This window comes from Rubrimonas cliftonensis, from assembly GCF_900107585.1.
GTDB classification, from domain to species: domain Bacteria; phylum Pseudomonadota; class Alphaproteobacteria; order Rhodobacterales; family Rhodobacteraceae; genus Rubrimonas; species Rubrimonas cliftonensis.
This window is the reverse complement of record NZ_FNQM01000003.1, coordinates 93,667-119,037: the sequence shown is the minus strand read 5'-3', so window position 1 is coordinate 119,037 and position 25,371 is coordinate 93,667. Positions and strand designations below refer to the sequence as shown.

The following is a 25,371-nucleotide window of genomic DNA, read 5'->3' as shown; positions in this document are numbered from 1 at the left end:
GTTGCGTTGCACAATGGCCGGTGTTATCTACTCCGGCAAACGATAGACGGAGGCACGCCATGCTCGCGCCCAAGCGCAACGAGAACCCGCTCCAGTACTGGATCAGCCTGTTTCCGACCGCGCCGCTGTTCGGCGTGCCGTGGCGGTTCGAGGCGATGATGCCCGGCGCCCAGTTCTTCCGCCCATCCGACGTTGTGGCGCAGATGACGCGCGCCAGCGCGCGCGAGAGCGCCGAGACGGTGGAGCGCGCCACCGAAGTCGCGGCGTCCCAGGTGCGCGAGGCCGCCGAGGTCATCGAGCATGTCGCACAGGACGTGAAGCAGTCAGCCCGCGCCGGGATGCACGCCGCCACGACGACGGACGCAAGGGCGATCGAGCCCGCCATCGAGACCGCCGAGCAGACGGCCGAGACGTTCGAAGCCGCCGCCGAGGCGACCGCCGACGCGGCGGAGACGGCCTTCGACGCCACCACCGACGCGGTGGAGACGGCCGCCGAGGCTGCCGCCGACGCGGTCGAGACGGCGGCGGCGAGCGTCGCGCCCGCGACGCTGTTCGCCTCCGCGCCGGAGGAGGTCGACGACCTGAAGCAGATCAAGGGTGTCGGGCCGAAGCTCGAGGCGATGCTCAACGACATGGGCATCTACCGCCTCGACCAGATCGCCGCAATGTCGCCCCGGAACCTCGCCTGGGTCGATGAGAACCTCACGGCGTTCAAGGGCCGTCCGCTGCGCGACGACTGGGTTTCGCAGGCCAAGGCACTGCTCTGACGCGGCTTCGCCCCGCGTTTCGACAAGGGGGGCGGCCAAGCGGCCGCCTCGGATGCGCTTGGCCGGTGATCCGCCGGCGCAGACCTGTCCGTGCTGCGACACGAACCGCGCCGCTCAGCTTCGCGTCGAAGCCCCTAACGGCGCGTGAGGGGGCAAGGCGGCGGGTCAGACCGCTCCGGCGATGGCGAGAAAGTCCCTCGCCTTCAGGCTTGCGCCGCCGACAAGGGCTCCGTCGACGCCCCTGACGGCAAGGATCTCGGCGGCGTTGTCGGGCTTGACCGAGCCGCCATAGAGCACGCGCACGCCGATGCCCTGGATCTCGCCCAGATGCTCGCGCAGGGCGGCGCGGATATGGGCGTGCATCTCGGCGATCTCGTCGAGCGTCGGCGTTCTGCCGGAGCCGATGGCCCAGACCGGCTCATAGGCGATCACTGTCGTCTCCGCAGTGGCGGTGTCGGGCGTCGAGCCGGCGAGGCTGCGCGCCACGACTTCGAGCGCGCGCCCCGCGTCGCGCTCGGCCTCGGTCTCTCCCACGCAGATGACCGCCGTCAGCCTGGCGCGCCACGCGGCTTCCGCCTTCTCGCGCACCAGCGCGTCGTTCTCGCCATGGTCGGCGCGGCGCTCGGAATGGCCGACGATGACGGCCTTGGCGCCGGCGTCCGCGAGCATCTCGGCGGCGATGTCCCCGGTGTGCGCGCCGGTCGCCCTGGCGTGGCAGTCCTGCCCGCCGATCACGAGCGGCGAGCCGGCGGCGCGGCTGGCGAAGACCGGCACCAGCGTCGCGGGCGGGCAGAGCATGAGGTCGCAGGCGGCGCCGGCGGCGTCGTCCAGCACGTCGTCGAGTTCGGCGACGGCGGCGCGCAGCCCGTTCATCTTCCAGTTGCCGGCGATCAGCTTGCGTCGGGCCATGGGGGGGTCTCCTCGGGAGGTGTGGCGGCCAAGGCTTGCCACGGCGCGCGGCCGATGGCCAGCCGCGCGGGTTCAGCGCGCCTGCGCCAGCGCCTCGCGCGCCCAGTCGAGCGCCTCGTCGGGGTCGTCCAGCGCGCTTTCGGGCAGGGACCAGTAGCCGAGCGCCACCGTCCTTCCGTCGCGCTCATAGGTGAACGGCTTCGCGCCTGCGGCCTCGAACCGCCGCGCCAGCGCCTCCCGCGCCCTGACGTGGACGACGCCGCGATGGATCAGCGCGAACATGGCGTCGTCCCGATACACGCCGAGCGCCCCGAACATGCGCCGCGTGCGCACCGCGCCCAGCGGCCCGAAGAGGTCGAGCGCCAGCGCAACGTCCTCGCTCACGCGCGGCGGCCGCGCGGGGGCGGCGTCACTGCTCGGCGAACTTGATCGATTCGCCGCAGCCGCAGCTTTCGACGACGTTGGGGTTGCTGAACACGAAGCCGCTTTCCAGCAGCGACGTCCTGTAGTCGATCTCGGTGCCGATCAGGAACATCTGCGCCATCGGCGCGATCAGCACGCGCGCGCCGTCGACCTCCACCACCGCGTCATGGGCGCCGATCTCGGTGGCGTGCTCCATGGTGTATTCCATGCCGGCGCAGCCGCCCTTCTTGACGCCGAGCTTGAGGCCCTTCACCGCGCCACCCTCCATCAGCCCCCTGATCCGCTTCACGGCGGCGGGAGTGAGAGTGACGGGGTTCTTGCCGGGGATGGCGAACATCGTCTGCGCTCCTCACATGAAACCGAGTTCGAGGCGGGCTTCGTCGCTGAGGCGGTCCATGCCCCAGGGCGGCTCCCACACCAGCTCGACATTGACGGTCTTGACCCCGGCGAGCGGCTCGATCGCGTCCGCCACCCAGCCGGGCATCTCGCCGGCGACCGGGCAGCCGGGTGCGGTGAGGGTCATCAGCACCTCGACATTGTTCTCGCCGTCGATGCCGACGCGGTAGATCAGGCCGAGGTCGTAGATGTTGACCGGGATTTCCGGGTCGTGAACTGTCCGCAACGCATCCACCACCGCGTCGTGCAGCGGGTGATCGACGTCGGAGGGGGCGATCAGCGGCGCGCCGGGCTCTGTCTGTCCATCCATGCGGGGCTCCTCTCCGACTGTTCGAGTCAGATATAAGGCGGGCGCGGGCGTCAGTCCACCGGGGCGCAGCGGCGGCGCCGGCGCGTCCGGGCTAGGCGCGGCGCCGCCGCTCGACTATGCGGGCGGCGAGCGAGGGGGAAAGGCGATGGCGTCCGGCGTGAGTTTCAGCGTAAGCGCGACCGACGGGCGCGCGCGGACCGGCGCGCTCGTCACGCCGCGCGGCGCTATCCGCACGCCGGCCTTCATGCCGGTGGGCACCGCCGCCACGGTGAAGGCGATGCTGCCGGAGAACGTGCGCGAGACCGGGGCCGACATCCTGCTCGGCAACACCTATCACCTGATGCTGCGCCCCGGCGCGGAGCGAGTGGCGCGGCTCGGCGGGCTGCACCGCTTCATGAACTGGGACGGGCCGATCCTCACCGATTCGGGCGGCTTCCAGGTCATGAGCCTCGCCGATCTTCGCAAGCTGACCGAGGAGGGCGTGACCTTCCGCTCCCATGTCGACGGCTCGAAGCACATGCTGAGCCCCGAGAGCAGCATGGAGATCCAGCGGCTTCTGGGGTCCGACATCGTGATGTGCTTCGACGAGTGCCCCGCCCTGCCGGCGCCGCGCGAGCGGGTGGCCGACAGCATGCGGCTCTCGATGCGCTGGGCGGCGCGCTCGCGCGATGCGTTCGGCGACCGGCCCGGCCACGCGCTCTTCGGCATCCAGCAGGGCGGTCTGGAGCAGGATCTGCGCGCCGAGAGCGCCGAGGCGCTGACGGCGATCGGCTTTGACGGCTACGCCATCGGCGGGCTGGCGGTGGGCGAGGGGCAGGACGCGATGTTCGGCGTGCTGGACCATGCGCCGCAGATGCTGCCCGCCGACCGCCCGCGCTATCTGATGGGCGTCGGCAAGCCGGACGACATCGTGGGCGCGGTGCGGCGCGGCGTCGACATGTTCGACTGCGTGCTGCCGAGCCGCTCGGGCCGCACCGGGCAGGCGCTGACCCGGCGCGGCGCGGTCAACATCAAGAACGCCCGTCACGCCGACGACCCGCGCCCGCTCGACCCGGACTGCCCCTGCCCGTGCTGCCGCAGCTATTCCCGCGCCTATCTGCACCACGTCTTCAAGGCCGGCGAGATCATCAGCTCGATGCTGATGACCTGGCACAACCTGCATTACTATCAGGAACTCATGCAGGGCCTGCGCGATGCGATCGCGGAAGAAAGGCTCGACGCCTTCGCGCAGGGTTTCGAGAGGCGGCGGGCCGGGGGAGACCTCGACCCGCTCTGATCCGCGCCCCCGGATGAGGTCAGAACGCGTAGCGCAGGTTGGCCGAGAACAGGTGCACGTCGGCGTTGCTGTAGTCCACCCGCGACCCGGCGACGCCGGGGGGGCCGTTGCGCAGGGTGACGGTCGTGTCGTCCACGAGCAGGTAGATGTAGGCGAGGTCGACGCCGATGCTCTCGCTTATCTGGTAGGAGGCGCCGGCGGCGAACCACATCTTGTCGCCGTCCGGGGTGCGCGTCGTGCGGAACCGGTCGTTCGTCGGCGTCTGGTCATAGGCCCATCCGCCGCGCACCGTCAGCGCGTCGTTCACGTCGTACTCCGCGCCGACGGAGAACATGAAGCTGTCGTCGTACCTCTGCGGATCCACGATGTCGGGCAGGCCGGGCGACGAGATCGTGATGTCGTCGAAAGCGCTCCAGCCGGTCCACTCCACCTCGCCCATGACGCGGAAGGTCGGCGTGATGGACTGGATGACGCCCGCGCTCACGATCGGGGGGAGGTCGAACGCGGCCTCGCCAGGGGCGCCGGCATAGCCCGTGAAGGGCCCGCTCGGGCCGGGGACGGTGAAGTTGCCGGAGAACTCGCCCTCCAGCTTGTGGCTGAAGCCGGTCTGCGCGCTGAGGCCGAGCCTGGTGCCGGAGATGGGTTCGGCGATGACGCCCAGCGTGAAGCCGACGTCGAAGCCGTCGCCGGAGATGTTCTGCACGCTGGCGCCGTTGGAGCTCTGCAACTCGGCGTCGGCGTACTGCAGCATCACGCCGCCGCCGATGGTCAGGGCCGGCGTGACGTCCCACGACGCCATCGGGGTGACGGTGATGGTGGTCAGCTCCGACCGGACGCCGTCGAACGCGCCGACGAAGTTGGCTTCGTACTCGGTCGCAAGGCCGAAGGGGGCGTCCACGGCGAGCCCGAGCACGACGGTCGGCGACACCCTGTAGCCGAGCGTGAAGGACGGAACGAAGGCGCTCTCGTTCGGCGTGTCTGACGAGACGAAGCCGGGCAGGGAGGCCGAGGTGTTCGCATCGCCCTGCGCGTAGAGAAAGCTGAGACCCGCCGACGCCTCGAACTCCGCCACCCCGCGCAGGGAGGCGGGGTTCTGGATCGCGAGGCTCACGTCCGCGTCGTTGGCCGTGCGTCCCGCCAGCGCCGCCCCCAGCGCCGTCGCCGAGCCCTCGCGCAACTGGAATGCGCCCGCATACGCGTCTCCTGCCGCAAAGAAAAAGGTTAACGCTACGGCAGCATTTGAAACGCAATGTCGCGTCATTCATTGATCTCCCGCCACTTGTTACTTGTTCTGGACGGTTTCCGATTTCAGCGCGTTAATCAAGACCGGCCGCGACCATTCGGCTGGGGGGCCGCCGGGTCCAAGGCTGGACGACGCCGGGCGCGCGCGCCATAGTCCGCGCGCTGGCGGGAGCGGCGCATGCGCGCTGGAGGAGCGGCGATGAGCGTGATCAACCGGATCTTCACATGGTGGAACGGCAGCACGGTCGGCACCTTGCTTGACACGCGCCGCCATGGTGAGCGCGTCGGCGAGGACGAGGCCGGCAACGTGTTCTATCGCAGTCGCGACGGAAAGCGCCGCTGGGTGCTGTTCAACGGCGAATCGGAGGCGAGCCGGGTGTCGCCCGACTGGCACGGCTGGCTGCACCACACCTATGACGCCCCGCCTACCGAAGCGCCCCTGCTGATGAAGCCGTGGGAGAAGCCCCATGCGCCGAACCTCACCGGGACCGCGGCGGCCTATGCGCCTCCGGGCTCGGTGCTGAGCGCGGCGCGGCGGCCGAAGGCCGGCGGCGACTACGAGGCGTGGTCGCCGGAGTGACGCAGGCGACGGACTCGGGAGAAGGCTGATGGCGAGCGGTTTCGCTGAGACGGCGGTCGGCGCCGCCGTGCTGGCCGTGGCGGCGGGTTTCATCTGGTATGCCGCGCAGCATGCCGAGGCGGGCGGCGGCAGCTCCTACGAGCTGACGGCGACGTTCCGGAAGGCCGAAGGCGTCACCGTGGGCGGCGACGTGCGCATCGCCGGCGTGAAGGTGGGCTCGGTCCGGGCGCTGGAGCTCGATCCCCGGACCTATCAGGCGCTGGTCAGGCTCAGCGTGTCCGACAGCGTGGCGCTGCCGGACGACAGCTCGGCCAGCGTCGCGAGCGACGGTCTTCTCGGCGGCGCCCATGTCTCCATCCAGCCGGGCGGGTCGGAGACGATGCTCGTCGCCGGGGACGCGATCACCTTCACGCAGGGCTCCGTGAGCATCATGGATCTCGTCGGCCGCGCGATCACCGGTGGCTCGGAGTAGCGCCGCCGCGCCGGACGTGTGGGACGCCGCCCGATACGCCCGCGACGCGCGCTTCGTCTCCGACCTCGGCGCGCCGCTGCTGGCGTCGCTGGCGCCGGCGCCGGGCGAGCACATTCTCGATCTCGGCTGCGGCGACGGCGCTCTGACCCGTCGCATCGCCGAGGCGGGCGCGACCGTCGTCGGCGTGGACGCGTCGCCGGGCATGGTCGCCGTCGCGCGGGCCGCTGGGCTCGACGCCCGGCTCGGGCGCGGCGAAGGGCTGGGCGAGGCGATCGGCGGCGACGGCGGCTTCGACGCGGTGTTCTCCAACGCGGCCCTGCACTGGATGCGCCCTCCGGAGGCGGTCGCCGCCGGCGTCGCCGCGGCGCTGCGGCCGGGCGGCCGCTTCGTCGCGGAGTTCGGCGGCCATGGCAACGTGGCGGCTCTCCGCGTCGCGCTGATCGCGGCGCTTGCCGCGGAGGCGGGCGTGACGACGGATCTCTCGGAGATATGGTTCTTTCCAACCGCGCGGACCTACGGCGCGCTGCTCGAGGCGCAGGGCTTCAGGGTCGATGAGATCGAGCTGTTTCCCCGCCCCACGCCGGTCGCCGCCGGCGTCGAGGCGTGGTTCGCGACGCTGGCGGCGCCTGCGCTGGCGCTTGCGCCGCCCGAGCGCCGCGCCGCCGTCGCGGCCCGCGCCGCGGCGCTGTCGGCGCCGGCGCTGCGAGACGACGCCGGACGCTGGACCGTCGATTACGTCCGCCTTCGGCTGCGCGCCACGCTGGCGGCCGCGTCGTGAAAGCGGCGTCCCTCGCCGTCGCCGCCGCCCTCGCGGCGGCGCTCTGCGCGCCCCTCGCCGCTCAGCAGCCGGTTTCCGGGCCGCGCGCGAGCGGTGCGCTGCTGCGGGGGCTGGACAAGTTCTCCGGCCTCACGAACGATTTCGAGGCGGTCCTGAACGCCCCGGTGCGCTATGCGCGCCTGTCCATCGTCGTGCACGCCTGTGTCGGAGCCGGCGACGACGCCTCCGCGCATCTCGAGATCACCGACTTGAAGACCCCCGACGCGCCTGTTTTCGTCGGCTGGATGATGGCGGCGAGCCCGGCGCTCTCGGCGCTGGACCACCCGCGCTACGACGTCTGGGTGCTCGCCTGCAGAACCTCATCCGGCGTGGCGCCCTGAGGCAGCGCATCGAAGTCTCCGACTTCGCGCAAGGCGAGGTCCAGCATCCCGTGATAGCGTTCGCGCGGCACGCTCGTGGCGCCGAAACGGGCGAGGTGATCGGTGGTGAACTGGCTGTCCAGCAGCCGGAAGCCGCCGACCCTCAGCCGCGCGACCAGATAGACCAGCGCGATCTTGGAGGCGTCGGTGCGGCGGTGAAACATGCTCTCGCCGAAGAACGCCGCCCCCATGCGCACGCCGTAGAGGCCGCCGGCGAGCGCGCCGTCCATCCGCACCTCGACCGAGTGGGCGTAGCCCATGCGGTGCAGCGCAAGGTAGAGACGGCGGATGTCGCCGTTGATCCAGGTCTCGTCGCGGTCCGCGCAGGCGTCGATTACGGCGTCGAAGTCCCGGTCCACCGTGACCTCGAAGCCGCCGGCGCGGATGCGCCGCGCCAGCCGCCGCGGCACATGGAACGCATCAAGCGGAAAGACGCCGCGCTGGCGCGGATCGACCCAGAACACGCCGTCGGTCTCGGCGCCGTCCGCCATCGGGAAGACGCCCGCCGCATAGGCGCGGAGGATCAGCGTCGGCGATAGCTCCAGCGACTGTTCGTCCTTGGGCAAGGCGCGCTCCTTCGGCCCGGAGAATGCTGGCCCACGGAAGGGGTGTAAAGCCTCCTCGTCGCCGCGTCGCCAGCCGGTCGCGAATGTCTTAATACTCTGCTAACCAAGTTGAGTCAGCGTGATCGCCCCTGGTGAATGGGAGTGCGCCATGTCCTCCGCCGCACCACTGTCGAGACGTCGCGTCCTGCTCGGCGCATCCGCGGCGGCATGCCTGTGCGGGGGCGGGGCGCGAGCCGGCGCGGAGGAGACTCTGCTCACCCTCAGCGGGCTTGTCGACCGTGGGGCCGGATCGGACGTGCGCTTCGATGCGGCCGGTCTCCGGGCGCTGGACTGGCGCGAAATCGTCACCTACACGATCTGGACCGAGGGACCGCAGCGCCTCGCCGGCCCGACGCTGGCCTCCGTGCTCGAGGCAGCGGGCGCGAGGGGCGCGTGGCTGGATGCGGTCGCGCTGAACGACTACCGCGTTCGCATCCCTGCTTCGGACGCCGGGCTCGGCGTGATCGTGGCGATGGAGCGCGCGGGTGAGAGGATGGCCATCCGCGACAAGGGCCCGCTCTGGATCATCTATCCGCAGACCGAGGCGGAGGCGCAGATCGGCGCCCACAACGAGCGGATGATCTGGCAGCTCCGCGAAATCGTCGTCAGATGAAGGGCTTTCCCTTTTGCAGCCTGCGTCGGCCGGTCGTCAGGGCGGCGCTGTCGCTGGTGGCGGCGGCGGCGGTGGTCGCCGCCCTCGCGGCGCATCGCGCCGGCGCACAGCGGATGCAGGGGCAGGTGGCCTACACCATAGCGTCGAGTTCGTGGCACCTGAGCGAAACCCTGTTCGAGGCCCAGCGCCTTGCGCTGTCGCTGGACGACGTGCGCGCGGACCTTGCGTCTCTCGACATGGCGTCGCAGCGCCTTGAGATCCTCTGGAGCAGGGTCGATCTGCTGCTGAATTTCGCGAACGGCCTCGGAAGGCTCGACGAGGCCGTGGGCGCCGACACCCGCGCCACGATGGCGCGCATCGAGGCCGGGCTCGCCGAGGCCGCCGCGTCGGACGCAAACGCGCTGCGCGCGCTGAGCGACGAGGCGGTGGCCATGGCCGCCCGCATCCGCGCCGTGTGGATCGAGCAGATGGCCAACGGCCGCTACGAGATGCTCACCGACGAGATGGCCGAGCTGCGCGTGCGCCAGACGGTGAGCGAGATCGCCATCGCCGTCGCGCTGCTGGCGCTTCTGGGCCATCTGGCGTTCGAACTGATCATGGCGCAGCGCGCGCTGCAGCGGGAGTTGACGCTGCGGCGCGAGGCCGGCGCCGGGTTGCGCGCGCGCAGTGATTTCCTCGCGACCGTAAGCCACGAGCTGCGCACGCCGCTGAACGGCATCCTCGGCCTATCCGCGCTGCTCTCGCGTGACCCCGTCTCGGCGCGCCAGCAGGCGCTGGTGAAGGGCATACAGTCGTCCGGCGCGCTCCTGCTCCGCCGGATCGAGGCGATGCTCGACTTCGTCCAGATATGCAGCGGAACCTATGCGCTTCAGGAAGTCGACATCACGCTCGGTGCGCTTGCGGAGGAAGTCGCAGCGCCGTTCTTCGAGGCTGCGGAAGCCAAGGGCCTGCGCCTGCAGACGGCGTGCCAGCCCGACCCGCAGGCGATGCTCCGCATCGACGCCGACGCGCTGGGCAAGGCGCTGCGGGAACTGATGGACAACGCCGTGAAGTTCACCGCCACGGGCGGCGTGACGCTGCGGCTCTCCTGTGACGGCCGCGCAGGCGGCGGTCTGCGCCTGCGGGCGGTCGTGGAGGACAGCGGCGTGGGCCTCTCGGGAACCGACATCCATGCCCTGTTCGGGGAGTTCATCGTGGGCGACGCTTCACCGGGGCGGCGGCAGGGAGGGGTCGGTCTCGGGCTGGCGCTGGCTCAGGGCCTCGTGGCGCGCCTGGGCGGCAGGATGGGCGCGACGTCGGCCGCGGGCGGCGGGGCGCTGTTCTGGATACATGCGCCGGCAGGCTCTCCCGCCGCGGTCGCCGCCGCGGGAGCGGAAGATCGGGTCGCCACGCCGAGCGCGGCCGCCTGAGCGCAGAGCGAGGGTCTCAGAGCAGCCCGAGTGCGTGGAAGCTCGCTTCGCGGTCCTTCCCTATCACCAGATGGTCGTGGAGCGCGATGCGCACGGCGCCGAGCCCTGCCTTGATCGCGCGGGTCATGTCGATGTCGGCCTGGCTAGGCGTCGGGTCGCCCGAGGGGTGGTTGTGGACGAGGATCAGGGCGGAGGCGTCGAGCTCCAGCGCCCGCTTCACCACCTCGCGGACATAGACCGGCACATGGTCGACCGTGCCGCGCGCCTGCGCCTCGTCGGCGATCAGCACGTTCTTGCGGTCGAGAAACAGGATCCGGAACTCCTCGACGGCGCGGTGGCCCATGCTGGTCTTGCAGTAGTCGACCAGCGCCGACCATGAGCTGAGCGCCTCCCGCCCGATGACGCGCCCGCGCGCCAGCCGGTGCGCCGCGCTCTCGACGATCTTGAGCGCGCGCACCACCGACTCGCTGGCTTCCGGCACGGCGCGCAGCCGTTCCGGCGCGGCGGAGACGACATGGGCGAAGTCGCCGAACTCCCGCAGCAGCCGCTTGGCGAGCGGCTTCACGTCGCGGCGCGGGATGGCGGAGAACAGCACCAGCTCCAGCAGCTCGTAGTCCTGCATCGACGCGCCGAAGTCCGCCATGAAGCGGCTTTTCAGCCGGTCGCGGTGGCCGAGATGGTCGGGCGCGGCGGCGTCGGCGTCAGGCCCGCCGGCGAACAGGCCGGGCGCCTCGCTGAGCGACGCTGGCCTTGACCTGGGCGCCATGGGCGCTCAGCGCGCCCAGGTCGGGTGGAAGCGGTCGGCTGGCGAGAGGGTGAAGACCTCGACGCCGTCCTCCGTCACGCCGACGGTATGCTCGAACTGCGCGGAGAGCGACTTGTCGCGCGTCACCGCCGTCCAGCCGTCGGCGAGGATCTTGGTCTCGGGCCGGCCGAGGTTCACCATCGGCTCGATGGTGAAGAACATCCCCGGCCGCAGCGTCGGGCCGGAGCCCGCGCGACCGTAGTGCAGAACGTTCGGCGCGTCGTGGAACACCCGGCCGAGGCCATGGCCGCAGAAGTCGCGCACGATCGAGCAGCGTTCGCTCTCCGCGTAGGCCTGGATCGCGGCGCCGATGTCGCCGAACGCGCCGCCGGGCTTCACGGCGGCGATGCCGCGCATCAGCGATTCATGGGTGACGTCGATCAGGCGCTCGGCGCGGCGGTTGGGCCGGCCGGCGACATACATCCGCGAGCTGTCGCCGAACCAGCCGTCCACGATGACGGTCACATCGATGTTGAGGATGTCGCCGTCGCGCAGCGCCTTGTCGCCCGGAATGCCGTGGCACACGACATGGTTGATCGAGATGCAGCTCGACTTCGTGTAGCCGCGATACCCCTTGGTGGCCGGCACGGCGCCGCCGGCGACGATGTGGGCGTCGATGACGTCGTCCAGCTCTCCGGTCGTCACGCCGGGCGCGACATGGGCGGCGATCATGTCGAGCGTCTCGGCTGCGAGCCTTCCGGCTGCGCGCATCCCCTCGAAGTCGCTCTCCACATGCAGGCGAATGCCCTCAGGCGTGCGGTCTGGCCCGGCGCTGCGCTCCACGTCCCTCATTCCTTTCACTGGTCGCGCCGCAATGTCGCGGATAGCCGCGCACGGTTCAAGGCGCTGCGACCGTTTGAAGCCCTTGGGGCGTCATTCCATCACGGGCGCCGGATGGTCGAGGCGCACGCCCTCGGGCGAGATCGCGCAGACCCAGGCGATCGCCTCCACCCCTGCGGCGCGGGCGGCGCGGAAGGCGGCGGCGTAGCCGGGGTCCAGATCGGCGGCCATGGCGAGGCGGGCGCAGTCGTCGCGCTGGATGACGTAGAGCATCGCCGCCCGCGCGCCCTGCGCCTTCATCGCCGCCAGTTCGCGCAGGTGCTTCGCGCCGCGCAGGGTCACGCTGTCGGGAAACTCCGCGAGATCGCCCTCGCGGCGCAGATGGACGTTCTTCACCTCAACCCACGCGTCGGGCAGGCCGGGCTCGGTCAGCAGGAAGTCCACCCGGCTGCGGTCGCCATATGTCACTTCGGCGCGCACGCCGCGATAGGCCGCGAACTCCGGGATGAGCCCGGCGCGCAGCGCCTCCCCGGCGGCGCGGTTGGGCGTCGCCGTGTCGATCCCGGCCCAATGCCCGCCCGGCAGTTCGCACAGCCGCCAGCCGTAGCGCAGCTTGCGCCGTGGGTCGTCGTTGGGCTCCAGCCAGACGGGCAGGCCCGGCGTGTTGAGGCCCATCATCGAACCGGGATTGGGGCAGTGCGCCACGACCTCGCCGCCGGAGTCGAGCGCGACGTTCGCGAGGAAGCGGTTGTAGCGGCGGATCAGGCGACCGCGCACGAGGGGCTTGGCGAACTCCATCACGCCGCCTATCCCCAGCCATCCTCAGACGCAAGGAGAGCGACGATGGCCAACCCCACGGCGGCGATGCTGGTGATCGGCGACGAGGTGCTCTCGGGCCGCACGCGCGAGGCGAATGCGCATCACCTTTCGGTGAAGCTCACCGAGATGGGCGTGGACCTGCGCGAGATCCGCGTGATCGGCGACGACGCGCCGACCATCGCGCGCCATGTGAACGCGCTGCGCGCCGAGGTCGACCACCTGTTCACCTCCGGCGGCATCGGGCCGACCCATGACGACATGACCGCTGACGGCGTCGCGCAGGCCTTCGGCGCGCGGCTGGCGGTGCGGGAGGACGCCCGCGCCATCCTCGAAGCCTACTACGCCGATCCCGGCGCGCTGAACGCGGCGCGGCTGCGCATGGCGCGCATCCCTGACGGCGCCGCGCTGATCCTCAATCCGCTGAGCCAGGCGCCAGGCTTCACACTCGGCAACGTGCATGTGATGGCCGGCGTGCCGGCGATCTTCGCGGCGATGCTGGAAGGGCTTTTGCCGACGATAGACGGCGGCGCGCCGGTGCTGGCGTGGAGTTTTCGCGCGGCGATGCCGGAGGGCGAGCTCGCCGGACCGCTGACGGCGCTGGCGGCGGCGCACCCCGACGTGGGCTTCGGCAGCTATCCGTTCCACCGCGGCGGCCTTGGTTCGACGCTGGTCGCACGATCGTCGGACCGCGTCGCGCTTGAGCGCGCGGCGGAGGCGCTGCGCGCCATGCTGGCCTCCCTCGGCTGCACCGGCGCGGCCGAGACGCCGCCGGCCTGACCTGGTGCGTCGCGCCGGTCGCCAATGGCGTCGGCCCGAAGCATTCGCCGCGGCGCTGGCCCGGCTCAAGGCCGGCCGGGCCGGATCGCCGGGCCCGCCGCGCAACGTCCCGCCGTGACAGCGCGCCCGCGCCCGTGGCATGACACCGGCGGCGCGGACGTGGCGGAACGGTAGACGCAGCGGACTTAAAATCCGCATCCTCCGGGAGTGTGGGTTCGAGTCCCACCGTCCGCACCAGCCGCCCGAGGCGGAGCGACCATGGCGCGACCCCGCGCCCGGCGGATCCTGCGCGGGGCGGGGCGCGGCCTGGGGGCTGCTCACGCCGTGAGCTTGGCCTCGAGCGTGATCTCGGCGTTCAGCACCCGGGAGACCGGGCAGCCCTCCTTCGCGTCCTTTGCGATGCGGTCGAAATTCGCCTGGCTCACGCCCGGAACATGGGCGTCGGTCTTGAGGTGGATGGCGGGGATCGAGAATCCGCCCGGAACCTGCTCCAGCGTCAGCGTGGCGACGGTGGTGATCTTCTCGGGAGTATGGCCGGCCTGCGACAGCGCATGGCTCAGCGCCATCGAGAAGCAGCCGGCATGGGCGGCGGCGATCAGCTCCTCGGGGTTGGTCCCCGTCACGCCCTCCTCGAAGCGCGTCTTGAAGGAGTAGTTCGCGTCCTTCAGCACGCCGGAGGGCGTGGAGATCGCGCCGGCGCCCTTCGGCAGGTCGCCGGACCAGACGGCGGATGCGGTGCGTTTCATCTGGATGTCCTTTCCTTGCCTTGATCAGGGGGCGGCGGAAGCGCCCCAGCTCCGCGGGTCACGCGGCTGCGCGGTCCCCGAGGAACGGGTAGTCGAGGTAGCCCTCGGCCCCTCCACCGTAGAACGTCGCATCGTCGGGATCGTTCAGGGCTGCATCGCGCAGCAGACGCTCGGGCAGGTCCGGGTTGGCGATGAAGGGTCGCCCGAAGGCCACCGCGTCGGCCTTGCCGGCGCCCACGGCCTCGATCGCAAGCGCGCGGTCGTAGCGGTTGTTGGCGATATAGCCGCCCTTGAAGCGGGCCCGCAGCGCAGCGACATCGTCCAGCGCCTTCGCGTCGCGGCTCTCGCCCAACTGGCCCTCGACCATGTGAAGGTAGGCGAGGCCGAGGTCCGAGGCCCGGTCGATCGCGTGGCCGAAAGTCGCCATCGGTTCGCTGTCGCTGACATCGTTGGCGCTGGAGAAGGGGCTGAAGCGCACCCCCACGCGGCCCGCCGGCCAGACCTCCGTGATCGCGCCAAGCGTCTCGGCGAGCAGACGGGCGCGGTTCTCGATCGAGCCGCCATAGGCGTCGTCGCGGCGGCTGGAGCCGTCGCGCAGGAACTGGTCGATCAGGTAGCCGTTGGCGGCGTGCAGCTCGACCCCGTCGAAGCCCGCGTCCATCGCGTTCTGCGCGGCGCGTCGGTAGTCGTCGACGACGCGGGGAATCTCGGAAAGCTCCAGCGCGCGCGGTTCGCTCGTCGCCACGAAGCTCTTGCCGTCATAGCTGCGCGCGTCGGCGGCGATGGCGGAGGGCGCGACCGGCCGCCGGCCGTCGGGCTGCAGCGAGACGTGACTGTTGCGCCCGACATGCCAGAGCTGGATGACGATGCGCCCGCCGGCGGCGTGCACTGCGTCCGTCACCTTGCGCCAGCCCGAGACCTGCGCTTCGGAGTGGATCCCCGGCGTCCAGGCGTAGCCCTTTCCCCCGGGAGAGATCTGGCTCGCCTCGGAGATGATGAGGCCCGCCGAGGCGCGCTGGGCGTAGTATTCAGCGTTCATGTCGTGCGGGACGTCGCCGTCGGGCAGGGCGCGGTTGCGTGTCAGCGGCGCCATCACGACGCGGTTGGGAAGGGAGAGCTCGCCCAAAGCGAGCGGGGTGAAGAGCTTTGGCGTGGTCATCGTCGTGATCCTGTGTCGTTTCGGGTCGCAGTTTCGGGATTGATCGGTCCGTAAACCTGCATGACGGTTCCGCGGGAGCGATCTCTCTCCGGCCGTTCAGCCGGGGATCAGCGGCGCGGCACTCGCGAGGGCGGCCTGCACCGCCTCGTCTGGAACGCCGGCCTTGCGCATGAGAATCACTCCGCTCGCCAGCGCCGTGAGCGCCAGCGCCGTCGCGCGCGGGTCGGGCGCCCCGGTCTGCGCGAGCTGCGTCTCGATCAGGCCCGCGATCTTCAGGATATGCGCCTGCGTCAGCTCGGCGATCTCGGGATCGTGCGGCGCAAGCTCCGTGGCGCAGTTGAGCATCAGGCAGCCCTGTGCGCCGTCCCCCCGCCGCGTGAGCGCGTCGAGCATCGCAAGCGCGGCCTCGCGCGGCGCGCTGGCGGTCCCGGCGACCTCGGCGAGCCTCGCGAGAGAGTCGCGCGCATAGGCGTCAAGCGCGGCTGTCAGCGCGCCGCGCTTGGAGCCGAAGCAGCAGTAGAAGCTCGACCGGCTCAGCCCCATCGCGGCGGTCAGCGCCTCGAGCGAGGTCGCCTCGTAGCCGCGCCGCCAGAACAGAGCGAGCGCCGCGGCGATGGCGGCGTCCTCGTCGAAGGCGCGGGGCCTGCCGGGCTGGCCGGAAGAGCAGGTGCGGATGGTCGGCGTCATGCGGCATGAATTGGAATGTTCGGTCCCGAAATTCAACCCCGCGGCCCGGCCGGCCGACGGCGCGACCTCATCGACCGCGACAGCCGCCGTCCGCACGCGTAGTTTTGCGAGGCCGGGCCGCCGCGCCGCGCCTTCAGCAGGGGCCGCGCCGCGCCTTGGAACGGGGGAGGAACCGGGATGAGAACGTCCACCATCGCAGCGACCGGGGCGCTGCTTCTGGGCCTTGCGGCGGTCGTCGCCTCGCCGGGCGTCTCCCGCGCCCAGGACGACGCCGCAGCCGCCGAGGCGGGGGCGGAGGCGGGGACCGTCGCACCTCTGGCCGACGAGGAGACGCTCGACGCCCTCGTCGCGCCCGTCGCTCTCTACCCCGACGCGCTGCTCGCGCAGGTGCTCGTCGCCGCGACCTATCCGCTCGACGTGGTCAAGGCGGATCGCTGGTCGGCCGACAACGCGGAGCTCGCCGACGACGCCCGCGCCGACGCCGCGCAGGGCGAGGGGTGGGACCCGAGCGTCGCGGTGCTCGCGGCGGGCTTTCCGACCGTGATCGCCCGCATGGCCGCGGACCTCGACGCGACCGAGGCGCTTGGCGAGGCGGTGCTCGCGCAGACCGACGCGGTGATGGACGCCGTGCAGCGTCAGCGGGGCAGGGCGGCGGCGGTCGGCAATCTCGAGAGCAATCCCGCGCAGACGGTCACCGAGACCGAGGGGACCTTCGCCATCGCGCCCGCGGACCCCGAGGTCGTTTATGTGCCCGCCTACAACGCCGACACCGTCTACACCCAGGCCGCCGCCGCGCCCGTCGTCGTCGCGGACCCTGACGACGAGGGCTACTCCAGCGGCGAACTGGTCGCGACGGGCGTGGTCGCCTTCGGCGCGGGCATGCTGATCAACGAACTCTTCGACGACGACGACGACTGGGACGATTACTGGCGCGGGCCGCCGCGGGTGGACTGGGACGGCGGCGACTTCTATCCGCGTCCGGGTCGGCCGGGCATCAACGCCGGCGGCGACGTCAACATCGACATCGACCGCGGGCCGTCCTTCTCGGCGATACGCGATGACGCGGATGGCCGCCCGGACCGGCGCGGCGCTGCGGCGGCCGGTCCGGCGCGGGACCGGGTCGGGGGCGCGCGTCCAGCGGCGGGCGGCGGTGATCGCGCCGCTGCGCGCGCCAAGATCGCGGCGCGCAGCGACGGCCCGGCCGCGGGACCGGGCGCAGGCGGCGCCGGGCTGCGCGACCGTGCGGGCGAGGGCGCCGGCGGCGCGCTGGGGGAGCGGGCCGGGGCCGCGCGCGCCGAGCGCGGCGCGCAGGGGGGCGGGACGCGCGCCGCCGTGGCGCGCGCCGGCGGCGGCAGGGAGGGCGCGGCGCAGCGCCCGCGGCCCAAGATCAGCGCCGGCGGCGGCGCACGCGGCGGCGCCCTGCGGCCCGGCGGGGGCGGCCGTCAGGCCAAGGCGGCCAAGGCGCGCGGCGGCGCCAGCGGCGGCGGCCGTTTCGGCAAGAGCAGATAGGAAGGAGCGCGCGATGTTGAGACTGGCCCTCGCCCTATGCCTGGTCGGCGCCGCGGCGCTGTCGGCCCCCGCCCGGTATCCGGCCCCCGCCGACGCCGTGGTCGCGTTTCGCGCCGCGCTGGAGGCGGACGACCGCGCCGCGCTGCTCGGAATCTTCGGCCAGGAGTCGGAAGACCTTCTCTTCACCGGTGACGCCGGTCGCGACGCCGACAACCGGGCGGCGCTGCTGGAGGCCTGGTCGGCGCTCAGCCGCGTCGGCCCGACCGAGGACGGCGCGGGACGCATCCTCTATCTCGGCCGGGGCCTCTGGCCGTTCCCGTTTCCCATCGTCGCCGTCGGCGACGGCGCATGGGCGTTCGACGCCGAGGCGGGGCGCGAGACGGTCACGCTGCGGCGCATCGGCCGCAACGAGCTCGACGTGATCGCGCTGCTGCGCGCCTATGTCGACGTGCAGGCGGAGTATCGCCGCACGGACTGGGACGGCGACGGCGTGATGGCCTTCGCCGCCCACGTCATCAGCTCCGAGGGCGCGCGCGACGGTCTTTACTGGCCCGACGCCGCCGGCGCGCCGTCAAGCCCGGTGGGCGATCTGGTGGCGCGGGCGGCGGCGGAGGGCTTCTCGTTCGGCGAGGAGGTCTCGCCGCCGGAGGCCTATCTCGGCTACGTCTATCATGTGCTGCGCGGGCAGGGGCCTTCGGCGCCGGGCGGGGCGATGGCCTACGAGATCAACGGCCGGATGCTCGCCGGGCACGCGCTGATCGCCTATCCGGCCGCCTATGGCGAGACCGGCGTGATGACCTTCATTGTCGGCGAGAACGGCGTCATCCATGAGCGCGACCTGGGCGAGGACACGCTGGCGGTCGCCGGGGCCCTGGAGCTGTTCGACCCTGGGCCGGGCTGGACGCCGCTCGACTGACCGGAGCGGAACGGGCGCGGCGAGGGCGCCGGCGCGGCCGTGGGCGCAGCTGGGCGGCTGACTGATTCGCCGTTGTGTGAGGAGATCGGCGCCACGGCGCCTCCCGCGGGCGCCTGCATTCTAGGCAATTGGCGCCAGTTCAGGGCGTTTTCGGTCCGCCGCCGACATGTTTCGATACAATTCTGTCGCCCCTCCGGCGCATCTCGTCAACGCTCGGACGCCGACTACCGGTCGTGCGGCGCGCAAGACGCCGCGCAGCAACAGAGAGGGCGCAACACGATGCGACAAAGCCTAGCCATTCTGGGGGCCGTCGGGGCCGTCACCCTGGGCGTAAGCCTGACCCCCGGCGCCGCCATGGCGCAGAGCACGCTGGAGTCCGTGAAGGAGCGGGGACATCTGAACTGTCAGGTCGGCCTTCCGACGCCGGGTTTCTACGCGCTGGACGCGGATGGAACTTGGTCGGGCCTCGACGTGGACGTTTGCCGAGCGGTCTCGGCCGCTATCTGGGGCGACCCCGACAAGGTTGAGTACCAGTCCGTGACCTCGGCGGTGCGCTTCACCTCCCTCGCCAACGGCGAGTCCGACATGCTCGCCCGCACGACGACGTGGACGGCGGTGCGCGACACCCAGCTCGGCCTCGATTTCACCTTCGTCAACTTCTACGACGGTCAGGGCTTCCTGGTGCCGGTGGACAGCGGCATCACCTCGGCGCTGGAGCTCGACGGTGCCACGATCTGCGTGCTGACCGGCACCACCACCGAGCTGAACCTCGCCGACTATTTCCGCGCCAACGGCATGGAGATGACGCCGGTCACCAACGAGAACGTCAACGTGCTGGTCGAGACCTATCTCGGCGGCGGCTGCGACGCCTACACCAATGACAAGTCGGGCCTTGCGGCGCGCCGCTCGGCCTTCCCCGACCCGACCGCCCATGTGATCCTGCCGCAGACCGTCTCGAAGGAGCCGCTGGGCCCGGTGGTGCGTCAGGGCGACGACGCCTGGGCCAACATCGTGCGCTGGGTCGGCTACGGCATGCTGGAGGCCGAAGAGTTCGGCGTGACCCAGGCCAACGTCGAGGAGATGGCGGCGAACCCGCCGGGTCCGGGCGTCGCGCGCCTTCTGGGCGTCGAGGGCAACATCGGCGAGGGCATGGGCCTGCCGGCCGACTTCATGGTGAGCGTGCTCAAGGCCGTCGGCAACTACGGCGAGGCCTACGAGCGCCATGTCGGCGAGAACACGCCGATCGGCATTCCGCGCGCCGGCACGCTGAACGCGCTTTGGACCCAGGGCGGGATCATGTACCCGCCGCCGTTCCGCTGATCTCCCGCGGTCCGACCCCGTGCGGGGTCGGGCCGCTTTCCCGGCGGCAACGACGAGGGACGCATGGCGTTCGCGAGGCAGGACGACGACGCTCGGCGCGGGGGCTTCAGACCCGGCGCGCTGCTCAGCGACGAGAAGACCCGTTCGATCACCTTCCAGGCGCTGACGCTGGCCGCCGTGGTGGCGCTGTTCTGGTGGCTGGTGGACAACACGCTGGCCAACATGGCCGCGCGCAGCATGTCCGCCGGGTTCGACTTCCTGCCGGTGACGGCGGGCTTCGGCATCGGCTTCACGCTGATCGAGTTCCGCGAGGGCGACAGCTACTGGCGGGTGTTCCAGGTCGGCGTGCTCAACACGCTGCTGGTGGCGGTGGTGTCGATCCTCTTCGCCACCGTTCTCGGACTTATCGTTGGGCTGGCGCGGCTTTCGGGCAACTGGATCGTCGCGACGCTGGCGCGCGCTTACGTCGAGTTCCTGCGCAACACGCCGCTGCTGCTGCAGATCATCGCGTGGTTCTTCGGCGTCTTCAACCTGCTGCCGCGGCCGCGCGACAGCGTCGAGTTCGGCGCCTTCGCGCTCAACAACCGCGGCTTCTACATGCCCTCGCCGGTCCCCGAACCCGCCTTCGACGCGGTGCTCGCCGTCTTCGTCGTCGCGCTGGGCGGCGCCATCGCGCTGCAGGTCTGGGCGAAGCGGCGGCGCGAGGCGACTGGGCGGCTGTTTCCGGCGGTCCGGGTCGGCCTCGCGCTGGTCGTCCTCCCGCCGCTGGCCGCGCATCTCGCGCTCGGTCAGCCGCTCGGCTGGAACATTCCCGCGCTCAAGGGCTTCAACTACGACGGCGGCGTGAGCGTGCCGCCGGCCTTCTGCGCGCTGATCGTGGCGCTCTCGGTCTACACATCCTGCTTCATCGCGGAGATCGTGCGCTCCGGCGTCCAGTCCGTCTCCCGCGGGCAGCGCGAGGCGGCGGGCGCGCTCAACCTGCCGAACGACTGGACCATGCGGCTCATCATCCTTCCGCAGGCGCTGCGGGTGATCATTCCGCCGCTGATCTCGCAATATCTCAACGTCACGAAGAACTCGTCGCTGGCAATCGCGATCGGATTTCCCGATCTCGTCAGCGTCTGGATGAACACTTCGCTGAACCAGTCGGGCCGCGCCATCCCGATCGTGGCGATGACGATGGCGTTCTACTGCACGGTGAGCCTGTTCGTCTCGCTGGTGATGAACGTCTACAACCGCTCCGTCCAGCTCAAGGAGCGCTGAGGCATGGCCGAGACTCACGCCGAGACCGCGCTGATCTTCCAGCCGAAGCCCGCGCGGCCGGCGCCCGCCGCCGCGTCGGGCCCCGTCGCCTGGATGCGGCGCAACCTGTTCAGCGACGTCCCCAACGCGCTGATGACGCTGCTGGGCGGCTACATCCTGTTCGTCGTCGTCGGGGCGGTCCTCGACTGGGCGGTGTTCGGCGCGGTGTGGAGCGCGGAGAGCCGCCGCGAGTGCCTCGACGCCGTCGGCCGCGCCGGCGCCTGCTGGCCGGGTGTGGCGGAGTGGCTGCCGAACATGATCTACGGCCTCTATCCCAAGGAGCTCGTGTGGCGCGTGAACCTTGGGTTCCTCACCCTCCTGCTCTGGATCGCGCCGCTGTTCATGCCGAGGGTCGTCTCGAAGGTGAACATCGGCGTGTCCGCGGTGCTGCTGTTCCCGTTCCTCGCGAGCTACTGGTTCCACGGCGGCGAGATGGGGCTGCTCTGGCGCGTCTTCGTCGCCGCAGGGATCTGGGGCTTCGTCTGGGTCTGGGCGACGGCGCTGAGCGAGCAGTTCGCGGGGCGGCCCATCGGCCAGACGCTGCTCGCCGCGCTGGGCGCCGAGGACGCCGCCGACGCCGACCAGCGGCGCATCCTGCGCATCGCCGCGGCGCTGCTCTATGTCGCCGCGCTCGCGCTGACGCTGGCGTGGCGACTGGAGGAGGTCGGCACGCGGCTCTGGGGCGGCCTGTTCCTGACGCTGGTGATCTCGGGCATCGGCATCACCTTCAGCCTGCCCGCCGGCATCCTGCTCGCGCTCGGGCGGCGGTCGGACATGCCGGTGATCTCGATGCTGTCGACGGCGTTCATCGAGCTGTTCCGCTCGGTGCCGTTGATCACGATCCTCTTCATGTTCAACACGATGATGCCGCTGTTCATGCCGGAGGGGACCGACGTCAACCAGCTGCTGCGCGCCATCGTCGCCGTGTGCTTCTTCGCGGCGGCCTACATGGCGGAGGTGATCCGCGGCGGGCTGCAGGCGATCCCGCGCGGGCAGTACGAGGCGGCCTCCTCGCTCGGCCTCGGCTACTGGCGCTCGACCCAGCTGATCGTGATGCCGCAGGCGCTGCGCATCATGATCCCCGCCATCGTCGGCAACTTCATCGGGCTCTTCAAGGACACGACGCTCGTCTCCATCATCGGGTTATTCGACCTGATGAGCATGGCCCGCGCCGTGGGGGAGGACACGAAATGGCTGGGCCTGTTCATCGAACCCTTCTTCGTGGTGGCGATGATCTACTTCGTGTTCTGCTTCGCGATGTCGAGCTACAGCATCGGACTGGAAAAGAAGCTGGCGCAGGGCCGCGATCGTGGATGACGCGATGACCGGACCGGAGCAGGCCGCCGCCGGCGGCGCGAAGCCCGCCCGCGTGATAGAGATCGCGGGCCTGAACAAGTGGTTCGGCGACTTCCATGCGCTGAAGGACATCGACCTCACGGTGCGCAAGGGCGAGCGCATCGTGATCTGCGGCCCCTCCGGCTCCGGCAAGTCGACGCTGATCCGCTGCGTCAACCACCTCGAGCGGCACGAGGAAGGCGACATCATCGTGAACGGCGTGACGCTGCGCGGCGACAAGGGCAGCGTGAACGCGGTGCGCGGCGAAGTCGGGATGGTGTTCCAGCAGTTCAACCTGTTTCCGCACCTCACCGTGCTGGAGAACTGCGCGCTGGCGCCGATGTTCGCGAGGAAGATGCCGCGGCGCGAGGCGGAGGCGCTGGCGATGACCCGTCTGGAGCGGGTGCGCATCCCCGAGCAGGCGCGCAAGTATCCGCTCCAGCTCTCGGGCGGGCAGCAGCAGCGCGTCGCCATCGCCCGCGCGCTGTGCCTGCGCCCCAGCATCATGCTGTTCGACGAGCCGACCTCGGCGCTCGACCCCGAGATGATCAAGGAGGTGCTCGACGTCATGGTGGAGCTCGCCGAGGAGGGCATGACCATGCTCTGCGTGACCCATGAGATGGGCTTTGCGCGGCAGGTGGCCGACCGGGTGGTGTTCATGGACCAGGGCGAGATCGTGGAGCAGGCGGCGCCGGAGATTTTCTTCTCCAACCCGCGCTATGACCGCACGCGCGCCTTCCTGAGCCAGATCCTGTGACCGCGGCGCCGAAGGGGCAGCTGCTCACCTTCCTCTACACCGACGACCTCGCCCGCGCCGCCGGCTTCTATCGCGACGTGGTGGGCCTTGAACCGGTGATCGACCAGGGCCGCGTCGTGATCTTCCGGGTCAACGCCGGGGCCTATCTCGGCGTCTGCGACCTGCCGAACCGGCCGCGCGGCACGGACGGCGTGATGGTGACCTTCGTCGTCGACGTGGACGAGGCCTATGAGCGGCTGAAGGCGCGGGGCGTCGTCTTCGACGGGCCGCCGGGGCCGATGATGGACGGCGCGGTGTACGCCGCCTTCTTCCGCGACCCCGACGGCTATCGGCTGGAGATCCAGGAGTTCCGCGATCCGCGATGGGACGCGCTGTTCAAGACCTGAGCGCCTCAGCCCCGAGGGCCGAGGCTCACGAGGCGCGTGCCCCCGCTGTTGAGCCTGCGCTCCGCCCGCACCCTGTAGCCCTTCTCGAGGAAGGCCTCGACAGCCTCGCGCGCGCGCTGGTCGGAGAAGACGGGGAGCCCGGCGCCGAAGCTCACCGGCTCGACGGTCAACTCCACCGCGTCGACGGCGCGATGGGCGTGAAACCAGTCATGCGCCCGCGTCCCGCCGAGGATCAGGCCCTCGCGCAGCGGCCGGACGCCGCCGACAAGGCCGGGCAGGTCGGACGGCGCGCGGCCCGTCGGGTCGAGCCAGAACTGGCCGGGCGCGCGCCATTCCGGGTGCGAGGCGGAGCCGCTCAGCACGATGCGCCGGCGGTCGGGCCGCGGGGCCGCTTCGTGCGTGCCGCGGCCCATCACCGCCCAGTCGGCGGCGTCGACGGCGGCGAGAAAGACGGCCTGCTCCTCCGGGCTGGCCCACTCCGCGGGGGAGTGGCCGGGGGCGCGGGCGATGAAGCCGTCCGCGGTGGCGCAGACGACGAGGGTGAAGCGGGCCGCGCTCACGTCACCGCCGCGCGAACATGGTTCCCGGGCCGATCCCATCGCCCCGTGGCGAGGATGTCGGCGAGCAGCGCCGCGGCCTGCGCGGCGTCCACGAACCGGGTGTAGAGCGGCGCGAACCCGAAGCGCAGGATGTCGGGCGCGCGGAAATCCCCGATCACGCCGTCCGCGATCAGCGTTTGCATCACGGCGTAGCCGTTCGGCGTCGCAAAGGCCGCCTGCGGGCCGCGCCGCGCGCCGTCGCGAGGCGAGACGAGGCTGAGCGCGCCCGGCGGCGCCAGCCGCTCCACCTCGGCGATGAAGAAGTCGACCAGCGCGCGGCCCTTGGCCTCCACCTGCGCCATGTCGACGCCCTCGAATGCCTCCAGCGCGGCGTGCAGCGCGGTCATCGAGAGAATCGGCGGCGTGCCGACGCGCAGCCGGTCGACGCCCGGTGCGGGGCGGTAGCCGGGTTCGAAGTCGAAGGGCGCGGCGTGGCCCATCCAGCCCGAGAGCGCGGGCGCCACGTCGTCTGCGAGGTCGGGCCGGACATAGGCGAAGGCCGGCGCGCCGGGGCCGCCGTTGAGGTACTTGTAGCCGCAGCCGACGGCGAACTCGGCGCGGCTCGTGGCGAGGTCCACCCTGAAAGCGCCGGCGGAATGGGCGAGATCCCACAGCATCACGGCGCCCGCGTCGTGAACCGCGCGGGTGGTCTCGTCGAGGTCGAGCCTGCATCCGGAGCGGTAGTCGACCTGCGTCAGCATCGCGACCGCGACCTCGGGGCCGAGCGCGCCGGCGATGTCTGCGCGCGCCACGAGATGCAACCGGCCGCGACCGATCAGGCCGAGCAGCCCCTCGGCCACATGCAGGTCGGTCGGAAAGTTGCCACGCTCCGAGAGGATGACGTCGCGACCGGGCCGCATCGCAAGGGCTGCCGCCAGAAGCTTGAAGATGTTGATGGAGGTGCTGTCGCAGCACAGGGTCGAACCGGGCGCCGCGCCGATGAGACGCGCGATGCGGTCCCCCGTCCGCGCCGGCAGGTCAAGCCAGCCATGCGCGTTCCAGCTCCGGATCAGGCTTTCGCCCCATTCGCCCGACACCGCTTCCGCGATCCGCCGCTCCGCAGCGAGGGGCAGCGCGCCGAGCGAATTGCCGTCGAGATAGACAACGTCCTCCGGCAGCCGGAACAGCGCCCGTCGGTCGGCGAGCGGATCGGCCGCGTCCATCGCCGCGGCGGCGGCGCGCGCGCTTTCGTCCATGTTCAGGCCCTCGGTCGCGCGATGACGGTCGAGGCCTAGCGCCGGCGCTTCGGGCCGGCAAGCGTCGGCGATCTTTTCG

General features: G+C 71.2%; 30 protein-coding genes and 1 tRNA gene. 17 read left to right on the top strand and 14 right to left on the bottom strand.

Going from position 1 to position 25,371, the window contains the following annotated elements:
- Window positions 1-59: 59 nt before the first annotated feature.
- On the top strand, window positions 60-767 hold the full coding sequence (locus tag BLW43_RS23395) for a hypothetical protein (RefSeq protein WP_175478779.1): 708 nt from the start codon (window positions 60-62) through the stop codon (window positions 765-767).
- A gap of 165 nt (window positions 768-932) precedes the next feature.
- Here the strand turns inward: BLW43_RS23395 and tpiA are convergent, their stop codons facing one another.
- From tpiA to BLW43_RS06010, 4 genes are all read right to left on the bottom strand, one after another.
- Window positions 933-1,676 carry a triose-phosphate isomerase gene (gene tpiA, locus BLW43_RS06025; RefSeq protein ID WP_093250332.1) on the bottom strand — a complete coding sequence of 248 codons (744 nt, stop codon included), beginning with the start codon at window positions 1,674-1,676 and terminating at the stop codon, window positions 933-935.
- A gap of 72 nt (window positions 1,677-1,748) precedes the next feature.
- The gene (locus BLW43_RS06020) at window positions 1,749-2,060 is read right to left on the bottom strand and encodes a TfoX/Sxy family protein (RefSeq protein WP_245730942.1); all 312 of its coding nucleotides are present in this window, start codon (window positions 2,058-2,060) and stop codon (window positions 1,749-1,751) included.
- 25 nt (window positions 2,061-2,085) lie between these two features.
- A complete protein-coding gene (locus BLW43_RS06015; RefSeq protein ID WP_093250330.1) occupies window positions 2,086-2,436 on the bottom strand; it encodes a HesB/IscA family protein in 351 nt (116 codons plus the stop codon).
- Window positions 2,437-2,448: 12 nt separating this feature from the next.
- Window positions 2,449-2,805, bottom strand: a complete 357-nt coding sequence (locus BLW43_RS06010) for an SUF system Fe-S cluster assembly protein (RefSeq protein WP_093250319.1) — start codon at window positions 2,803-2,805, stop codon at window positions 2,449-2,451.
- Window positions 2,806-2,950: 145 nt separating this feature from the next.
- Between BLW43_RS06010 and tgt the strand changes: the two genes are divergently transcribed.
- Window positions 2,951-4,081 (top strand): tRNA guanosine(34) transglycosylase Tgt, encoded by a 1,131-nt coding sequence (gene tgt, locus BLW43_RS06005; protein ID WP_093250317.1) that lies wholly within the window; start codon window positions 2,951-2,953, stop codon window positions 4,079-4,081.
- Window positions 4,082-4,100: 19 nt separating this feature from the next.
- Here the strand turns inward: tgt and BLW43_RS06000 are convergent, their stop codons facing one another.
- Window positions 4,101-5,342 carry an OmpP1/FadL family transporter gene (locus BLW43_RS06000; RefSeq protein ID WP_093250314.1) on the bottom strand — a complete coding sequence of 414 codons (1,242 nt, stop codon included), beginning with the start codon at window positions 5,340-5,342 and terminating at the stop codon, window positions 4,101-4,103.
- A 180-nt stretch (window positions 5,343-5,522) separates the two neighbouring features.
- On the opposite strand from BLW43_RS06000, the gene BLW43_RS05995 reads away from it, so the two are divergent.
- Genes BLW43_RS05995 through BLW43_RS05980 form a run of 4 tightly spaced genes read left to right on the top strand, consistent with a single transcriptional unit; the run spans window position 5,523 to window position 7,533 of the window.
- A complete protein-coding gene (locus BLW43_RS05995) occupies window positions 5,523-5,903 on the top strand; it encodes an NADH:ubiquinone oxidoreductase subunit NDUFA12 (RefSeq protein WP_093250312.1) in 381 nt (126 codons plus the stop codon).
- 28 nt (window positions 5,904-5,931) lie between these two features.
- Window positions 5,932-6,375, top strand: a complete 444-nt coding sequence (gene mlaD, locus BLW43_RS05990; RefSeq protein ID WP_093250310.1) for an outer membrane lipid asymmetry maintenance protein MlaD — start codon at window positions 5,932-5,934, stop codon at window positions 6,373-6,375.
- The gene (locus BLW43_RS05985) at window positions 6,362-7,153 is read left to right on the top strand and encodes a class I SAM-dependent methyltransferase (protein WP_093250307.1); all 792 of its coding nucleotides are present in this window, start codon (window positions 6,362-6,364) and stop codon (window positions 7,151-7,153) included. The genes mlaD and BLW43_RS05985 overlap by 14 nt, the downstream gene beginning before the upstream one ends.
- Entirely contained in the window at window positions 7,150-7,533 is a 384-nt protein-coding gene (locus tag BLW43_RS05980; protein WP_093250305.1) for a DUF2155 domain-containing protein, read from the top strand. Before BLW43_RS05985 ends, BLW43_RS05980 begins: the two co-directional genes overlap by 4 nt.
- Here BLW43_RS05980 and aat read toward each other — a convergent pair.
- A complete protein-coding gene (gene aat, locus BLW43_RS05975; RefSeq protein WP_281243475.1) occupies window positions 7,482-8,138 on the bottom strand; it encodes a leucyl/phenylalanyl-tRNA--protein transferase in 657 nt (218 codons plus the stop codon). The two genes, BLW43_RS05980 and aat, sit on opposite strands and share 52 nt — an antisense overlap.
- Window positions 8,139-8,433: 295 nt before the next feature.
- Here aat and BLW43_RS05970 point away from each other — a divergent pair, with 295 nt between their 5' ends.
- The gene (locus tag BLW43_RS05970) at window positions 8,434-8,790 is read left to right on the top strand and encodes a putative pterin-binding protein (protein WP_093250302.1); all 357 of its coding nucleotides are present in this window, start codon (window positions 8,434-8,436) and stop codon (window positions 8,788-8,790) included.
- Window positions 8,787-10,199 (top strand): sensor histidine kinase, encoded by a 1,413-nt coding sequence (locus tag BLW43_RS05965; protein ID WP_093250300.1) that lies wholly within the window; start codon window positions 8,787-8,789, stop codon window positions 10,197-10,199. Before BLW43_RS05970 ends, BLW43_RS05965 begins: the two co-directional genes overlap by 4 nt.
- Before the next feature lie 16 nt (window positions 10,200-10,215).
- Here the strand turns inward: BLW43_RS05965 and radC are convergent, their stop codons facing one another.
- The 3 genes from radC to sfsA all read right to left on the bottom strand — a co-directional run bounded on the left by radC (window position 10,216) and on the right by sfsA (window position 12,582).
- A complete protein-coding gene (gene radC, locus BLW43_RS05960; protein ID WP_093250297.1) occupies window positions 10,216-10,965 on the bottom strand; it encodes a RadC family protein in 750 nt (249 codons plus the stop codon).
- A 6-nt stretch (window positions 10,966-10,971) separates the two neighbouring features.
- Window positions 10,972-11,796 carry a type I methionyl aminopeptidase gene (gene map / locus BLW43_RS05955; RefSeq protein ID WP_093250294.1) on the bottom strand — a complete coding sequence of 275 codons (825 nt, stop codon included), beginning with the start codon at window positions 11,794-11,796 and terminating at the stop codon, window positions 10,972-10,974.
- An 81-nt stretch (window positions 11,797-11,877) separates the two neighbouring features.
- Window positions 11,878-12,582, bottom strand: coding sequence for a DNA/RNA nuclease SfsA (sfsA, locus tag BLW43_RS05950; RefSeq protein WP_093250292.1), 705 nt, complete (start codon window positions 12,580-12,582; stop codon window positions 11,878-11,880).
- 45 nt (window positions 12,583-12,627) lie between these two features.
- Here sfsA and BLW43_RS05945 point away from each other — a divergent pair, with 45 nt between their 5' ends.
- Both BLW43_RS05945 and BLW43_RS05940 read left to right on the top strand, forming a co-directional pair.
- Entirely contained in the window at window positions 12,628-13,380 is a 753-nt protein-coding gene (locus BLW43_RS05945; RefSeq protein WP_093250289.1) for a competence/damage-inducible protein A, read from the top strand.
- A 153-nt stretch (window positions 13,381-13,533) separates the two neighbouring features.
- Window positions 13,534-13,617 (top strand) — tRNA-Leu (locus tag BLW43_RS05940).
- Between the two features lie 80 nt (window positions 13,618-13,697).
- Here the strand turns inward: BLW43_RS05940 and BLW43_RS05935 are convergent.
- From BLW43_RS05935 to BLW43_RS05925, 3 genes are all read right to left on the bottom strand, one after another.
- Window positions 13,698-14,126 (bottom strand): OsmC family protein, encoded by a 429-nt coding sequence (locus BLW43_RS05935; protein WP_093250286.1) that lies wholly within the window; start codon window positions 14,124-14,126, stop codon window positions 13,698-13,700.
- 58 nt (window positions 14,127-14,184) lie between these two features.
- Window positions 14,185-15,285: an alkene reductase gene (locus BLW43_RS05930; protein WP_093250285.1), complete on the bottom strand. Its 1,101-nt coding sequence runs from the start codon at window positions 15,283-15,285 to the stop codon at window positions 14,185-14,187.
- Window positions 15,286-15,381: 96 nt separating this feature from the next.
- Window positions 15,382-15,972, bottom strand: a complete 591-nt coding sequence (locus BLW43_RS05925) for a TetR/AcrR family transcriptional regulator (RefSeq protein WP_093251549.1) — start codon at window positions 15,970-15,972, stop codon at window positions 15,382-15,384.
- A 177-nt stretch (window positions 15,973-16,149) separates the two neighbouring features.
- Here BLW43_RS05925 and BLW43_RS05920 point away from each other — a divergent pair, with 177 nt between their 5' ends.
- From BLW43_RS05920 to BLW43_RS05890, 7 genes are all read left to right on the top strand, one after another.
- Window positions 16,150-17,481, top strand: a complete 1,332-nt coding sequence (locus BLW43_RS05920; protein ID WP_093250284.1) for a DUF3300 domain-containing protein — start codon at window positions 16,150-16,152, stop codon at window positions 17,479-17,481.
- 13 nt (window positions 17,482-17,494) lie between these two features.
- Complete coding sequence (locus tag BLW43_RS05915) at window positions 17,495-18,397, top strand: DUF2950 family protein (protein ID WP_139283992.1); 903 nt, start codon at window positions 17,495-17,497, stop codon at window positions 18,395-18,397.
- Window positions 18,398-18,676: 279 nt separating this feature from the next.
- Entirely contained in the window at window positions 18,677-19,717 is a 1,041-nt protein-coding gene (locus tag BLW43_RS05910; RefSeq protein ID WP_093250279.1) for an amino acid ABC transporter substrate-binding protein, read from the top strand.
- 63 nt (window positions 19,718-19,780) lie between these two features.
- The gene (locus BLW43_RS05905; RefSeq protein WP_093250274.1) at window positions 19,781-20,980 is read left to right on the top strand and encodes an amino acid ABC transporter permease; all 1,200 of its coding nucleotides are present in this window, start codon (window positions 19,781-19,783) and stop codon (window positions 20,978-20,980) included.
- A gap of 3 nt (window positions 20,981-20,983) precedes the next feature.
- A complete protein-coding gene (locus tag BLW43_RS05900) occupies window positions 20,984-22,336 on the top strand; it encodes an amino acid ABC transporter permease (RefSeq protein WP_093250271.1) in 1,353 nt (450 codons plus the stop codon).
- Window positions 22,337-22,340: 4 nt separating this feature from the next.
- Window positions 22,341-23,111 carry an amino acid ABC transporter ATP-binding protein gene (locus BLW43_RS05895; protein ID WP_093251546.1) on the top strand — a complete coding sequence of 257 codons (771 nt, stop codon included), beginning with the start codon at window positions 22,341-22,343 and terminating at the stop codon, window positions 23,109-23,111.
- Window positions 23,108-23,497, top strand: a complete 390-nt coding sequence (locus BLW43_RS05890; RefSeq protein ID WP_093250267.1) for a VOC family protein — start codon at window positions 23,108-23,110, stop codon at window positions 23,495-23,497. Before BLW43_RS05895 ends, BLW43_RS05890 begins: the two co-directional genes overlap by 4 nt.
- Window positions 23,498-23,502: 5 nt before the next feature.
- Here BLW43_RS05890 and BLW43_RS05885 read toward each other — a convergent pair whose 3' ends face one another.
- Both BLW43_RS05885 and kynU read right to left on the bottom strand, forming a co-directional pair.
- Window positions 23,503-24,057, bottom strand: a complete 555-nt coding sequence (locus BLW43_RS05885; RefSeq protein WP_093250264.1) for a dihydrofolate reductase family protein — start codon at window positions 24,055-24,057, stop codon at window positions 23,503-23,505.
- Window positions 24,054-25,292, bottom strand: a complete 1,239-nt coding sequence (gene kynU, locus BLW43_RS05880; protein WP_175478777.1) for a kynureninase — start codon at window positions 25,290-25,292, stop codon at window positions 24,054-24,056. Before kynU ends, BLW43_RS05885 begins: the two co-directional genes overlap by 4 nt.
- Window positions 25,293-25,371: the final 79 nt, after the last annotated feature.